Source organism: Bradyrhizobium sp. DOA9, assembly GCF_000617845.2.
GTDB lineage: Bacteria > Pseudomonadota > Alphaproteobacteria > Rhizobiales > Xanthobacteraceae > Bradyrhizobium.
In genome coordinates, this window is sequence record NZ_DF820425.1 from 4,190,608 (window position 1) to 4,203,034 (window position 12,427).

16 protein-coding genes are annotated in these 12,427 nt (G+C 65.0%); 12 read left to right on the forward strand and 4 right to left on the reverse strand.

All coding sequences use genetic code 11. From position 1 onward, the window contains the following. Positions 1-14: 14 nt before the first annotated feature. Both BDOA9_RS19385 and BDOA9_RS19390 read left to right on the forward strand, forming a co-directional pair. Positions 15-482 carry a MarR family winged helix-turn-helix transcriptional regulator gene (locus tag BDOA9_RS19385; protein WP_025035624.1) on the forward strand — a complete coding sequence of 156 codons (468 nt, stop codon included), beginning with the start codon at positions 15-17 and terminating at the stop codon, positions 480-482. Between the two features lie 170 nt (positions 483-652). Beyond that, a complete protein-coding gene (locus BDOA9_RS19390) occupies positions 653-1,042 on the forward strand; it encodes a hypothetical protein (protein ID WP_025035625.1) in 390 nt (129 codons plus the stop codon). A 4-nt stretch (positions 1,043-1,046) separates the two neighbouring features. On the opposite strand, the gene BDOA9_RS19395 is transcribed toward BDOA9_RS19390, so the two are convergent. Next, entirely contained in the window at positions 1,047-1,748 is a 702-nt protein-coding gene (locus tag BDOA9_RS19395; RefSeq protein ID WP_025035626.1) for a hypothetical protein, read from the reverse strand. A 124-nt stretch (positions 1,749-1,872) separates the two neighbouring features. Continuing rightward, entirely contained in the window at positions 1,873-3,069 is a 1,197-nt protein-coding gene (locus BDOA9_RS19400) for an amidohydrolase family protein (protein ID WP_025035627.1), read from the reverse strand. 157 nt (positions 3,070-3,226) lie between these two features. Between BDOA9_RS19400 and BDOA9_RS19405 the strand changes: the two genes are divergently transcribed. The 7 genes from BDOA9_RS19405 to BDOA9_RS19435 all read left to right on the forward strand — a co-directional run bounded on the left by BDOA9_RS19405 (position 3,227) and on the right by BDOA9_RS19435 (position 6,998). Then, the gene (locus BDOA9_RS19405) at positions 3,227-4,000 is read left to right on the forward strand and encodes a ferredoxin--NADP reductase (RefSeq protein WP_025035628.1); all 774 of its coding nucleotides are present in this window, start codon (positions 3,227-3,229) and stop codon (positions 3,998-4,000) included. Positions 4,001-4,185: 185 nt separating this feature from the next. After that, positions 4,186-4,509: a hypothetical protein gene (locus BDOA9_RS19410; protein ID WP_025035629.1), complete on the forward strand. Its 324-nt coding sequence runs from the start codon at positions 4,186-4,188 to the stop codon at positions 4,507-4,509. 102 nt (positions 4,510-4,611) lie between these two features. Beyond that, positions 4,612-5,883: a cytochrome P450 gene (locus tag BDOA9_RS19415; RefSeq protein WP_025035630.1), complete on the forward strand. Its 1,272-nt coding sequence runs from the start codon at positions 4,612-4,614 to the stop codon at positions 5,881-5,883. Between the two features lie 147 nt (positions 5,884-6,030). Beyond that, positions 6,031-6,216: a hypothetical protein gene (locus BDOA9_RS19420; RefSeq protein ID WP_025035631.1), complete on the forward strand. Its 186-nt coding sequence runs from the start codon at positions 6,031-6,033 to the stop codon at positions 6,214-6,216. 14 nt (positions 6,217-6,230) lie between these two features. After that, positions 6,231-6,431, forward strand: coding sequence for a hypothetical protein (locus BDOA9_RS19425; RefSeq protein ID WP_025035632.1), 201 nt, complete (start codon positions 6,231-6,233; stop codon positions 6,429-6,431). Positions 6,432-6,446: 15 nt separating this feature from the next. Continuing rightward, on the forward strand, positions 6,447-6,710 hold the full coding sequence (locus BDOA9_RS19430) for a hypothetical protein (RefSeq protein ID WP_025035633.1): 264 nt from the start codon (positions 6,447-6,449) through the stop codon (positions 6,708-6,710). Positions 6,711-6,755: 45 nt separating this feature from the next. Then, positions 6,756-6,998, forward strand: coding sequence for a hypothetical protein (locus tag BDOA9_RS19435; protein ID WP_025035634.1), 243 nt, complete (start codon positions 6,756-6,758; stop codon positions 6,996-6,998). A gap of 39 nt (positions 6,999-7,037) precedes the next feature. Here the strand turns inward: BDOA9_RS19435 and BDOA9_RS19440 are convergent, their stop codons facing one another. Next, positions 7,038-8,288 carry a DUF763 domain-containing protein gene (locus BDOA9_RS19440; RefSeq protein WP_025035635.1) on the reverse strand — a complete coding sequence of 417 codons (1,251 nt, stop codon included), beginning with the start codon at positions 8,286-8,288 and terminating at the stop codon, positions 7,038-7,040. Positions 8,289-8,414: 126 nt separating this feature from the next. On the opposite strand from BDOA9_RS19440, the gene BDOA9_RS19445 reads away from it, so the two are divergent. Then, on the forward strand, positions 8,415-9,557 hold the full coding sequence (locus tag BDOA9_RS19445; protein ID WP_025035636.1) for a mechanosensitive ion channel family protein: 1,143 nt from the start codon (positions 8,415-8,417) through the stop codon (positions 9,555-9,557). Between the two features lie 12 nt (positions 9,558-9,569). On the opposite strand, the gene BDOA9_RS19450 is transcribed toward BDOA9_RS19445, so the two are convergent. Next, the gene (locus BDOA9_RS19450; protein WP_025035637.1) at positions 9,570-10,493 is read right to left on the reverse strand and encodes a PepSY-associated TM helix domain-containing protein; all 924 of its coding nucleotides are present in this window, start codon (positions 10,491-10,493) and stop codon (positions 9,570-9,572) included. A 270-nt stretch (positions 10,494-10,763) separates the two neighbouring features. Between BDOA9_RS19450 and BDOA9_RS19455 the strand changes: the two genes are divergently transcribed. Together BDOA9_RS19455 and BDOA9_RS19460 are read left to right on the forward strand one after the other, a co-directional pair. Next, a complete protein-coding gene (locus BDOA9_RS19455) occupies positions 10,764-11,474 on the forward strand; it encodes a TetR/AcrR family transcriptional regulator (protein WP_025035638.1) in 711 nt (236 codons plus the stop codon). 31 nt (positions 11,475-11,505) lie between these two features. Further along, positions 11,506-12,390 carry an amidohydrolase family protein gene (locus BDOA9_RS19460; protein WP_025035639.1) on the forward strand — a complete coding sequence of 295 codons (885 nt, stop codon included), beginning with the start codon at positions 11,506-11,508 and terminating at the stop codon, positions 12,388-12,390. Positions 12,391-12,427 lie beyond the last annotated feature (37 nt).

The following is a 12,427-nucleotide window of genomic DNA, read 5'->3' on the forward strand; positions in this document are numbered from 1 at the left end:
AGGGCGGGGGACGGATGGCGAGAAGCGTCGCGGCGAAGAAGAGCGTCAAACCGGCCAAAGCGCTCAACAAGCCGCCTTATGTGCTCGACGAGCAAGTCGGCTTCATCCTGCGCCAGGTCTGGCAGCGTCACAGCTCGATCTTCACGCGCGACATCGGCACCAATCTGACGCCGACGCAATGGGCAGCGCTGTCAAAGCTGGCCGAGACCGGGCCGTGCTCGCAGAACCAGCTCGGCCGGCTGACGGCGATGGACGTTGCGACCATCAAGGGCGTGATCGACCGTCTCACCGCGCGCGGCCTCACCGAGACGAGCCAGGATCCCGAGGACGGGCGGCGCCTATTGGTGAGCCTGACCCGCGCCGGCCAGCAGCTTGCCGAGAAGCTGGCGCCGAATGCGCTGGCGATCACCCGCGAGACGCTGGCGCCGCTCGACGCGAAAGAACGCGACACGCTGATGGCGCTGCTGAACAAGCTCAGATGAAGGTGCCGTAGTCTCGTAGGGTGGGCAGAGGCGCAAAGCGCCGTGCCCACCATCTTTCACCTTGCAAGCGCAGTCGTGGGCATGCTTCGCTTTGCCCACCCTACGGCACCTGTTGAACATGATGCAGCATCGCGCGACTAACCTCGATGATGATTTCATCGAGGTTTCGCATGAGAGCGGCAACGCGTTTCACAATGGTTCTCGCTCTGGCCACAGTGCTCGCCGGCCAATGCGCTCCTGCCTTGGCGGCGCAGCCTTACGAAGGCTTCTGGGCCTCGACCAAAAAGGACTGTCGCGACGACGACAGTCCCAACCGCATGAGCATCGAGGGCGGCAACCGCCTGTACTGGTACGAGACGCGGTGCCGCGCCAGCGAGATCACGGCCGACGGAAGGCTTGGCTGGAAAATGAAGCTGGCCTGCGAAGGCGAGGGCGAGAAATTTCGTTCCAATCCTCGCGTCTCCATCGCTGCGGATGGCAGACTGGTGATGGACAACGGTCCGGTAGGGCAGGTCAAGCGCCAGACCTATGTGCGCTGTGAGATTGCGAAGAAGCGCTGATCTCTTAGGTCTTTCCCGGCCATTTGGCGCGGTAGCGGATCTCGCTGCCGTCGCCAAGCCGCCGCCACGTTCCGAATTCCGGCGTATGCGGCGCCCGGGCCGTCAAATCGATTGGATAGATCCGGCTCGGCTGGCCCTGGATGTTGACGGCGAGCTGCCGGTGCGAGGTTCGAAACGCCAGCTCGACTTCGCCGCCGATAACCTCCTGGTCGCCGTCGCGATAGAACGCGGCCGGGCTGACTTCGCCCGGCATCGTGTTGAGGTCGGTTTGCAGTTCGATGGTGATGCCCTGCGCTGATGTCGGCACCGTAACCCCCGCCGGAAAGCGGACCTCGAACACGAGCAGGGGAGTGGCGCCGTTGCGGTTGAGCCAGGGCGTTGCGGTCGCGTAAGCGTAGGCGATGTAGGCGCCGATGCCGGCGGTGCAGAGCAGGGCGACGACGCCGAGCGACTTCAAGCTGTTCCGCGCGACGCCGCCGATGGCTGCATCCTGCCCTGTATCTTTGCCTGAACGCGTCACCAGCCAACTGGTAAGCATCGCGCCGGCGATAGCGCCCATGGGCGAGTAGACGAACAGTCCCAGCAGACCCGATGTGATCGGGTCTGCCCGGTTGCCGACGCCGAGCAGGGAGAACAGCACAAAGATCGCGAAATAGCCCGCCACCGCGCCGGCGACGCCGACGGCTATCCGTGATGAGTCCTTCATGTCTCCCTCGATGGTCGAGCAATGAACTGCCGCCGCCGAGGGCTGCCTGCGTTAGACGCAACAGGCTTGCGACTTGTTCAATGCCTTCGAGGGACGATGCGAGCCGCGGGCCGCTCCGGCTGCCTCACTTCGCCACCACCTCCGGCACCTTGCCGGCCGGCGGCGTGTTGCGGCTGCGCTGGGTGCGCACGATGCCGTCGATGATGGTCATGCCGATGCCGGGGAGGTCGCCGAGCTGGACGCTCTCCAGGATGTTCTTGCCCGGCGAGTGCTGCGCCTTGTCCATGATGACGAAGTCGGCGGAGCGGCCGACCTCGATCAGGCCGCAATCGAGCTGGCGCATCCGCGCGGTGTTGCCGGTGGCGAGGCAGAAGGCGATCTCGGCCGGCAGGTCGCCGAGCGAGGATAGCATCGAGACCATGCGCAGGATGCCGAGTGGCTGCACGCCGGAGCCGGCGGGCGCGTCGGTGCCGAGGATGACGCGGTGCAGGTCGCCCATCTCGCGCGCGGTGCGCAGCGTGAACAGGGCGGAGCGCTCATTGCCGTTGTGCACCAGCTCGAGGCCGCGCTTGCAGCCCTCGCAGATGCAGCGGATCTGGTCGTCGGGCAGCGCGGTGTGGCCGCCGTTGATGTGGCCGACCACGTCGGTGTCGGCCTCCAGCACCACGTCCTTGTCGATCAGGCCGGAGCCGGGGATCGACGGGCCGCCGGTGTGGATGGTGCTCTGGATGCCGTATTTGCGGGCCCAGCCGACCATTTTTCGCGCGGTCGGACCGTCCTTGACGCCGCCGAGGCCGACCTCGCCGAGCAGCTTGACGCCGTTGGCCGCCATCTCCTTGAAGTCTTCTTCCACCATCTCGCATTCGATCACCGGCGCGCCGGCGTGAACCTTCACGCCGCCGGGACGCAAGGTCCAGAATGCGCGCTGGGCGAACACGGCCATGGCCTTGAGTCCGACGACATCGCGGGGGCGGCCGGGCATGTGCACCTCGCCGGCGGAGATCATGGTGGTGACGCCGCCATGGAGATAGCTGTCGATCCAGTTGATCTGGTTCTGGCGCGGCGTCCAGTCGCCCGCCACAGGGTGGACGTGGCTGTCGATCAGGCCCGGCGCCACCGTGGTGCCGTTGGCGTCGACGATGGTGGTGGCGCCTTCGGTATTGACGTCCTTGAAACGGCCGATCGCGGTGATCTTGCCGTTCTCGGCCACGATGGTGTCGCCGTCCAGGATCGGCTTTTCCAAAGCGCCGGACAGGATCAGGCCGATATTGCGGATCACCAGCTTCGAGGGTCCGGTGGCCTGGGGTGCGTCATGCGCCATGGAAGGGGCTCCTTATTCCTAACTGCAACGCTTCCGATCTTGGGCAGCCTTGACCGCGGGATCAAGCCGGATTATTCATTAGTATACGAATGATCGTGTACAAACGACGCATAGCTGCCGGCCTCGGAACCGCAATTGACGCGACAGGGAAGGTGAGATGAGCAATTTCAATCAGGAAAGCGTTTTGAGCGTCCACCACTGGACCGACACGCTGTTCTCCTTCAAGACCACCCGCAGCCCGACCTTCCGCTTCCGCAACGGCGAATTCACCATGATCGGGCTCAAGGTCGGCGAGAAGCCGCTGCTGCGGGCCTACAGCGTCGCCAGCGCCAATTACGAGGACACGCTGGAGTTCTTCTCGATCAAGGTGCCGGACGGCCCCTTGACCTCGCGCCTCCAGCACTTGAAGGAAGGCGACGAGATCATCGTCAGCCGCAAGGCCACCGGCACGCTGGTGATCGACAATCTGGAAGAGGGGCGCAACCTCTATTTGATCGGCACCGGCACCGGTCTTGCGCCGTTCCTGAGCGTGATCAAGGATCCCGAGACCTATGAGCGGTTCGAGAAGGTGGTGCTGCTGCACGGCTGCCGACACGTCAAGGAGCTGGCCTATGGCGAGATGATCACCGAGCATCTGCCGAAGGACGAGCTGCTCGGCGAGTACATCCAGAACCAGCTGATCTATTACCCGACCGTGACCCGCGATCCCTTCCGCAACCGCGGCCGCATCACCGACCTCATCACCTCCGGCAAGCTGTTCGCCGATATCGGCCTGCCGGTGCTGGAAGCCGCCCACGACCGCGTCATGATCTGCGGCAGCCCGGCCCTGGTGGCGGATACCCGCGTGCTCCTCGGCGAGCGCGGCTTCGTCGAGGGCAATCACGGCGAGCCGGCCCAGTTCGTGGTCGAGAAGGCGTTCGCCGAGCGCTAAAGCGTTTTCGAGCGAAGTGGGGTCTGCGTCAAGAAAACGCGCCAAAGTAGGAATCCAGAGCCCCGTTGCGGGGCTCCGGATCCGGAATTTCTGCGCGAGAAGATCGCATTTTCGCCACCACCGGGGCGTTGCGGCGCCGATTCGGCGCACGATACACTGTGGGACCGAATCAGCGGAGTTCCCACATGGTTGCGGACAGCGACAGCAACATCGCCTGGCACCGGGTTCAGTTGAAGAAGAACCGCGCCGAGCTGAAGGCGCTGGAGACCGCGCGCTTCACGATGGGCGAGATCGCCACCTCGAAGCGCAACGGCCAGACGCAGAAGACGATCGCGGAACTCAAGCGCAAGATCGCGCAGTCGGAGCGCACGATCGCCGATCACGACAAGCGCACGCGCCGTCCACTTGGCACTGACCTGCAAAGCCTCAGCAATGGCAGTTGGAGCCATTGGGACTCCTATACCCAGCAGCAGCGCAAGAGCGGCCAGCGCTCCTCCGGGCGCGGATAGGCGCCGCTCTCTGCGCCTGCGGCCGACGAGCATACCCACCCTTGCGCCGGCCGCGCCGCACACCATCTCGGTGATACGCCACCAATCGCTCCGGTGATCCCCATGACAGCGCGCCTCGATTTCACCAGCGAGGCCTTTTTTCGCGATCCGCCCAGGGCGATCGCGAAATTGCGCATGTCCGGCCCCGTGGTCGCGACGCGGTTTCCTCTCGTCGGCGATGTCTGGATCACCACGACCCATGACGCCACCGCGCAGGTCCTGAAGGACGGCGCGACCTTCACGTTGCGCAAGGAGGATGGCGACGTCGCGGGCTTGCGCTGGTGGATGCCGAGGTTCGTCCGCAGCATCGCCAACAACATGCTGACGATGGACGAGCCGGATCACACGCGCCTGCGCAGCATCGTGGACGAAGCGTTTCGCCGCCGCGCGATCGTCGCGATGGAGCCGCGGATCCGGGCCATCGCCGACGGTTTGACCGACGAGCTGTTCGCGCAAGGAAGCCCGGCCGATCTGGTCGAGCGCTATGCGCGCATCCTGCCGCTCGCGGTGATCTCGGAGCTGCTCGGCCTGCCGCTGGCCGATCGTCGGAAGTTCATCGCCTGGGCCAACGCCATGTCCTCGCTGACGAACGTCGTCAGCTTCGTGTCCCTGCTGTTCACGGTGCGCAAGATGCGCGCCTACCTCCAGCAGCAGTTGCAGATCGCGCGCGTGCAAGGCGGCGAGGGCCTGATTGCCGAGCTGATTCAGGTCGAGCGCGAAGGCGGGCAGATCACGCCGGATGAAATGGTCTCGATGGTGTTTCTGCTGCTCGCCGCGGGATCGGAAACCACGACCCATCTCATCAGCGGTTCCGCCTACGAGCTGCTCAGGAATCCCGAGCTGCGCGACTGGCTGGAACAGGATTGGAGCCGCGTCGGGCTCGCGGTCGAGGAGTTCCTGCGCTTCGTCTCGCCGGTGCAGTTCTCCAAGCCGCGCTACGTGCGGCGCGACGTCGAGGTCGAAGGCGTGCGCCTGAAGAAGGGCGATCGCGTCATGGTGATGCTCGCCGCTGCGAACATGGATCCGGCGATGCATGACCGCCCTGAAAGCCTCGATCTCGAACGCAAGCCGAACCGCCATCTCTCGTTCGGCACGGGGATCCATTTCTGTCTCGGCCATCAGCTCGCGCGCATCGAGGCGGCCTGCGCGCTGGAGGCGCTGCTCGTGCGCTGGCCGAAATTGAGTCTGGCGGTCGATCCCGCCGATATCCAATGGCGCAAGCGGCCGGGCCTGCGCGCGATCGCGAGGCTTCCCGTCACGGCAGAGGGCCGCGGAACAGCGACGACTGCCCGCACCGGAACGAGAGACCATCGTTCCCTCACCGCGGCGAACTGACGTCGGCGACGCCCTTTCGGAAAATCTTTGCCCGTTGTGACCGGTCAGGAACGGTGTGCCGTTCGTGCTGTTGTCATCCCGACATGACGCGGAGGAAGTTCCTTGCGCGCATGTCGAGAGATCGACGTCTGAACGGGAGACAAGATCATGGCCAGCAAGATGCCACCTGTTCCACCGGACAATCAGAGCCGCAAGGGAACTGGCGATCGCAAGCAAATGCCCGCCGATCAGATGCCGCACGGTCAGCAACGTGCAGAGAATCCGGATCAGCAGGGACAGCAGGGCAACATCAAGCAGAACACGACCAATCAAGGCTACCAGCAAGATCGCTGAGGAGGACGACATTCATGTCGACATCCACGAAGACACCGAACAGCATTCGTCAGGGCGGACCCGGCGCTTCGCACGAGAACGCGAAGGCGCCGCTTCAGGTGAAGAAGCCGCCGGCGGACGATCCGCAGCGCAGCCACAGCCGGGTGTCCGGCGGCGGTGGAGAGCACGATTCCCATCACAGGCACGACGAGGCCGGAAAAGGCGGCGGCAGGTGACGATTGGAGATCAATATGCAGGGCAAGAAGACACACGAACAACAGGTGCGCATCCTCGAGCGGAAGCCCGATGTTCCGGATGCGCGAGAGCTCGAGCAGGCCGTAGGTCATAACCCGCAAGACACCCGCGTCCATCGTGCCAAGCCGGAGGTGCGTCACAGCGAATTTCCGGTGAGTCGCGGCGGCCTCAACCAGGAAAGCGATCACAACAAGCACAACGATCCCGGCCAGAGCGGCCACAAGCCGCCCAAGCCGACGACGGCGCAACAGAAGCATTAATCTTCGCAAGACGACTACAAGAGATCACTGCAAGAGGAGAGACGGATGCCTGGTGGGCACGGCAGCAAGACGCACTTCAGATCGGGCATGCATGGCAAGGGCGACGGCACCGGCGGCATGACCGAAGTCCCCAAGGACATGATCGGCGACAACATGGTCCTGTCCAACCGCGACAAGAAACAGCATTCGGACATCCGCGGCATGGACGGCAAGACGATCCAGACCGAGCAATATCAGGACCATTCTGCGAACCGGCTCGAGGATGAGCCGGGGACCGGGCAGACCTGAAGACGGGGCATTCCTCCCGCCAAACTTGCGGGCCGGTGTTCAGCCGGTCCGCTTTTTTGTGGGCGCAAGGTCACGCTCCCAGCCGAACACCGAACGGCCGTCGAGAGCGGGCGAGGCAGCGCGCTCGCCGGCGATGTAGGCCTCTACGGAAGGGCCTTGCGCGGTTCGCTCCAGCCGCCGCGCCTGCTCGTCGAGGCGCTTGATCGCCTGCATCTCCTCGTCGCGCCCGAGCTTCGCGTTCTGGATGGCGCCCTTCAGCACCCGGATGGTCTCGTCATAGACCTTGATCGGAACGGGGTAGGGATGCCGGTCCTTGCCGCCATGGGCGAGAGAGAAACGCGCGGGGTCGGTGAAGCGATAGGGCGCGCCGTGCACGACCTCCGCGACCATTGCGAGCGAGCGCACGGTGCGCGCGCCGACGCCCGGCGTCAGCAGTAGTTCCGGAAAATCCTCCGGGCCGCGCTCGGCCGCGGCGGCGAGCGTGCCGTGCAGGCGGCGCGCGAACACGTCCTTCGGCCGGACGTCGTGATGCGCGGGCATGATCAGATGCGGCAGCATGCCCTGCGCCGGCGTGGACGGGGTCCCCATGAGCCGTTCGAATTCGGAGACGATGCGATCCGGGCCGAGATCGGAGAGCAGCTCGAGCTGGGCGGTCCGAGAGATGTCGGCGCGATGATCGGTGAGGTTGACGATCTCGCCCTGCTGCGGCCCGTCGATTGCGCTGTGCGGCGTATCGACAAAGCTCTTCAGCGCCTCGGAGTGCCAGTGATAGCGTCGGGCCTGGCGCCTGTCGCCGTTCATGCCCTGCTGCACCACCGTCCATTTGCCCTCAGTGGTGACGAAGAAGCCGTGCAGGTAGAGGTCGAAGCCGTCCTGGACCGCGGCGCTGTCGACCTTGGCGACCAGACGGCTGGCCCGGGTCAGCTTGATGCCGTCGAATCCGACCCGGTCGCCGAGCTGCAACAGCTCGTCCGGCGTCTTGCGCGAATGCTGGCCGCGGCCGCCGCAGACGTAAATCCCGAGCTCGTCCTGCAGCGGTCCGAGCCCGCGCTTCAGCGCGCCGATCACGGAGGTGGTGATGCCGGAGGAGTGCCAGTCCATTCCCATCACGGCCCCGAACGACTGGAACCAGAATGGATGCGACAGCCGCTGCAGAAACGCATCGCGCCCGTAATGATGCACGATCGCCTGGGTGACGATCGCCCCGAGGGAGGACATGCGGCTTGCCAGCCAGGGCGGAACCCGCCCGGTGTGAAGAGGAAGATCGGCGCTGCCGGTACGTCGAGTCATGCTGGCAAGCCTAGCCCAGCTCAGCGACGGTTGCACCTGCGGGATGCTGCATTGCACGAGGCGGGGGAGCGAAGCCGGCCGGGAGGCGTTGTGCGGGTTGCGTGAATGCAATGATGGGGACGTTCCATGGATTGGCAGGCCGTTGCGGCCGAAATCGACAGCATGTTCCGCTGGGTACCGTCATGGTTCATCGGGCTGAGCCTGGTTGCCGGTGCGATTCTTCTCGCCCTGCTCGCCTACCGGATCGGCACGTGGCTGCTCAATCGCGGTTTCGGAACGCGCCTTCCGCTATTGAGCGTGTTCATCGAGCGTACGGCGGGCCCGGCGCAGATGGCGCTCTGCCTTGCCGCGGTCGCAATGGTGCTGCCGCTGGCGCCGCTCGACGATACGATCCGCACCCCCCTGACGCGGCTGTTCGTGGTGGCCTTCATCGCGTTGATCGGCTGGATCTCGATCCGGATCGTCGACATGAGCGCGGCGCGCTACTTGCAGAACTTTCGCGATGTCACCGAGAATTTCGTCGCGCGCAAGCATGTGACGCAGGTGCGCGTGTTCAAGCGCGTCACCGACACCATCATTGTCATCATCACGGTCTCCGCCGCGCTGATGACGTTCGACTCCGTGAAACAATACGGCCTCAGCCTGTTCGCCTCCGCAGGCGCCGCCGGTATCATCGTCGGTCTTGCGGCGCGTCCGCTGCTCAGCAATCTGATCGCCGGCCTGCAGATCGCCATCACCCAGCCGATCCGCATCGAGGATGCCGTGATCATCGAGAACGAATGGGGCTGGGTCGAGGATATTGCCTCGACCTATGTCGTGATCCGGCTGTGGGACTGGCGCCGCATGGTGGTGCCGCTGTCCTACTTCATCGAGAAGCCGTTCCAGAACTGGACCCGCGACACCGCATCCCTCATCGGCGTCATCGCGCTGCATGTCGACTATCGCGCCGACGTTCCGCGCATCCGGCGCTGGCTGGAGGGCGCTGTGAAGGAGTCGAAGCTGTGGGATGGGGAGGTGGTCAATCTCCAGGTGATCGACGCGGATGCCCGCACCATCGAGTTGCGTGCGCTAGTCAGCGCAAGGAATGCACCGCAGTCGTGGGACCTGCGCTGCGAGATCAGGGAAAAGCTCATCGCCTTCATTCGCGACGAGATGCCGGAGGCGTTGCCGCGCGACCGCGCCATTCTGATCCCGTCGGGAGACGAAGAAGCCGATCTTTTCCGGCGCGCCAACCCATCGGAGAAGGTGCGGTCGGCTGCACACAATTGACACCGGACGCGATCACCGGCTGCCAGCCATGGCGACGTCGGTTGGGCCATCCGCGCGCGGTCGCCGCTTGCGCAGCGTTCGCCGCGCCCAGATCAGGAGGCCGGTCGACAGCAGGGTGAGCAGCGCGATTGACGTCACGACATTGAGCGGCGAGCCGATCAGGGCCGACCAGTTTCCCTCGTGGATCAGGCGCGGCCAGTTGCGCGGCAGCGGCGTGACCCCTGCCGACGTGACGGCATAAGCGCGCAATTCGCCGCCGTCGTAAAGTCGCGCCATCATGCGGTCGCCGCGTGTCCCGATCGAGATCACGCGCGACAGCTCATGCGAGGCTGCGACCATGCGGATCGCATCGGGCAGGGCGAGGGGGCGACCATCCGCGCCGGAAACTGGTGCCGCCTGAAACGTGAGGCCGAACGCCATGCAGAGGCCGGTCAACGGGCTGAGCAGGATCGGCGGCAGCGTGAACCATGCGGTCCCCTTGTGCCATCCCGAGAGTGTATTGCGCAGCCGCGGCAGTCCCATGACGATGCCGAGCAGCAGGATGATCACCAGCGCGACCGTGGACGCCGTCACCAGCCAGGCCTGCCCGATGAGACGTTCATGGGTGAAACGCGCCCAGAGGAAGACGTTCGACAGGGTCGAACCCGCCGAGACGGCTTCGCCGGTTGCAAGGTCAATCGCCGGCGCGTTGCTGCCTTGCAGCTTCATGCTCTGACTGCCGGCGTTGATGAAGAGCCCCCGCGCCTTGCCGTCGGGATCGTGACGCTCGATCAGCTCGACGACACGGCCAGCGTCGATCGCGGGACCGCCAATGCCAGCCGTTTGCACAACAGGCTCGACGGACAGGATCAGGCCGGTGGCGATGATCACGAACAGCGGGAGGGCGAAGACCAGGGTGATCCAGCGATGAAGTCTCAACAATGCGGGCTTGCCCATTCGCCATTCCTCGGTGTCTTGCGACCGTGCTCGCGCACGGCGGTGCAAAACACAAATGACGCTTTATCCATGTTGTTGCGATGGGTTGCTGCAGCCGGAATTAAACTTCGGCACTGCTTGCGCCGACGGTATGCGAGTGACGCCGGTCACGCGTCGCCGCGATCTGCCCCCGCAAGCGCGCACCTCGACGGATCGAGCGCCCATTCGCGCATGGCCGCCACCACGTTCTTGTTGACGAGACCTGATCTTTTGTACGATAGTACAAATAACATGGTACGCAAGCCCACCAGCAAGGAAGCGGCCCGCAAGCCGAACATGCGCGAGGCGATCCTCGCCGCCGCGGAGGAGCTGTTCGCCACCAACGGCTTCAATGCCGTCTCGGTGCGCGACATCGCGCAGGCCGCCGGGGCGAATCCGGGCAGCGTGACCTATCATTTCAAGACCAAAGACGGTTTGCTGCTGGAGATCTACCGGCGCCATTGCGGGCCGATGAACCTGCGCCGTTCCGAGCTGCTCGCCGCCGCAAAGCGCGTGCGCGATCTTAAGGACCGGCTGGAGGCGATCGTTCGCGCCTATGTGGTGCCGGCCTTCACCTCCGGCAGCGATCTCGCCGGTGGCGGGGCGCGCTTCACGCGGCTGCGCGCGGTGATGTCGGCGGAGGGCAACGAGGTCGCGCGAAAGATCATCGCGCAGACCTTCGATGACACCAGCCACGCCTTCATCGACGCGGTCCACGAGAGCCTGCCGCACATTCCGCGCACCGACATCGTCTGGCGCAGCCATTTCCTGCTCGGCGCACTCTATTATTCGCTGGTGACGCCGGAGCGCGTGTCGCGCCTGTCGCGCGGCGAGGCCGACGGCAGCGATGCCGCGGCCGCCATCGAGCAATTGGTGCAGGCCACCGTCGCCGCCTTCCAGGCGCCGGCGCTGGACCAGGCCGCGCCGGCGCGGCGGCGGCCGGTCGTCGGCAGCAAGACGTGAAGCAAGCGGTCTCGCTTCGGCGGTTCACCTGATGACGATGATGTACACGCCGACCATTCCACCGCCCGATCCGAACACGCGCACGCCGAAGTTCAGGCTGCCGAAGCTGTCGTGCGACGCGCATTGCCACATCTTCGGGCCCGGCGCGAAATACCCTTACGCGCCGGAGCGTTCGTATACGCCGCCGGATGCGCCGCTGGAGGATTTTCGCATCCTGCACGCCAAGCTCGGCGTCGAGCGCGCCGTCATCGTCAATGCCAGCGTGCACGGCACCGACAACAGGGTGGCGCTCGATGCGATCGCGCAGAGCAATGGTGCCTACCGCGCCGTCGCCAACATCGACGATACCATCACCGAGCGCGAGCTGCGCGTGCTGCACGAGGGCGGTTTTCGCGGCTGTCGCTTCAATTTCGTTCGCCATCTCGGCGGCGTCCCCGACAAGCGCGCGTTCGACCGCATCGTCGCGATGGTCACGCCGCTCGGCTGGCATGTCGATCTGCATTTCGATGCGATCGATCTGCCCGAATATGCCGACATGCTGACGAGGCTGCCGCTCAGCTACACCATCGACCATATGGGCCGCGTGAAGGCTGCGGACGGGCCGGGCCAGCTCCCGTTCAGAATCCTGATCGAGCTGATGCAGCGCGACGAGAAGTGCTGGGTGAAGATCTGCGGCTCGGAGCGGGTGTCCTCGGCCGGTCCGCCGTTCACCGATGCGGTGCCGTTCGCGCGAAAGATCGTCGAGACCGCGACGGATCGCGTCATCTGGGGCACGGACTGGCCGCATCCCAACGTCAAGGTGATGCCGAATGACGGCGATCTCGTCGATTTGATCCCGCTGTTCGCGCCGGAGCCGGAGCTGCAGACGAAGATATTGGTCGACAATCCCGCGCGCCTGTTCGAGTTCGAGGCGTGACGACGTCTTCGCGATCGACGCGCTGCGCGAACATGCG

Excerpts from the sequence above, each read along its gene's own strand:
- BDOA9_RS19385 (WP_025035624.1), top strand. The coding sequence starts at position 15 with ATGGCGAGAAGCGTCGCGGCGAAGAAGAGCGTCAAACCGGCCAAAGCG.
- BDOA9_RS19390 (WP_025035625.1), top strand. The coding sequence starts at position 653 with ATGAGAGCGGCAACGCGTTTCACAATGGTTCTCGCTCTGGCCACAGTG.
- BDOA9_RS19395 (WP_025035626.1), bottom strand. The coding sequence starts at position 1,748 with ATGAAGGACTCATCACGGATAGCCGTCGGCGTCGCCGGCGCGGTGGCG.
- BDOA9_RS19400 (WP_025035627.1), bottom strand. The coding sequence starts at position 3,069 with ATGGCGCATGACGCACCCCAGGCCACCGGACCCTCGAAGCTGGTGATC.
- BDOA9_RS19405 (WP_025035628.1), top strand. The coding sequence starts at position 3,227 with ATGAGCAATTTCAATCAGGAAAGCGTTTTGAGCGTCCACCACTGGACC.
- BDOA9_RS19410 (WP_025035629.1), top strand. The coding sequence starts at position 4,186 with ATGGTTGCGGACAGCGACAGCAACATCGCCTGGCACCGGGTTCAGTTG.
- BDOA9_RS19415 (WP_025035630.1), top strand. The coding sequence starts at position 4,612 with ATGACAGCGCGCCTCGATTTCACCAGCGAGGCCTTTTTTCGCGATCCG.
- BDOA9_RS19420 (WP_025035631.1), top strand. The coding sequence starts at position 6,031 with ATGGCCAGCAAGATGCCACCTGTTCCACCGGACAATCAGAGCCGCAAG.
- BDOA9_RS19425 (WP_025035632.1), top strand. The coding sequence starts at position 6,231 with ATGTCGACATCCACGAAGACACCGAACAGCATTCGTCAGGGCGGACCC.
- BDOA9_RS19430 (WP_025035633.1), top strand. The coding sequence starts at position 6,447 with ATGCAGGGCAAGAAGACACACGAACAACAGGTGCGCATCCTCGAGCGG.
- BDOA9_RS19435 (WP_025035634.1), top strand. The coding sequence starts at position 6,756 with ATGCCTGGTGGGCACGGCAGCAAGACGCACTTCAGATCGGGCATGCAT.
- BDOA9_RS19440 (WP_025035635.1), bottom strand. The coding sequence starts at position 8,288 with ATGACTCGACGTACCGGCAGCGCCGATCTTCCTCTTCACACCGGGCGG.
- BDOA9_RS19445 (WP_025035636.1), top strand. The coding sequence starts at position 8,415 with ATGGATTGGCAGGCCGTTGCGGCCGAAATCGACAGCATGTTCCGCTGG.
- BDOA9_RS19450 (WP_025035637.1), bottom strand. The coding sequence starts at position 10,493 with ATGGGCAAGCCCGCATTGTTGAGACTTCATCGCTGGATCACCCTGGTC.
- BDOA9_RS19455 (WP_025035638.1), top strand. The coding sequence starts at position 10,764 with ATGGTACGCAAGCCCACCAGCAAGGAAGCGGCCCGCAAGCCGAACATG.
- BDOA9_RS19460 (WP_025035639.1), top strand. The coding sequence starts at position 11,506 with ATGACGATGATGTACACGCCGACCATTCCACCGCCCGATCCGAACACG.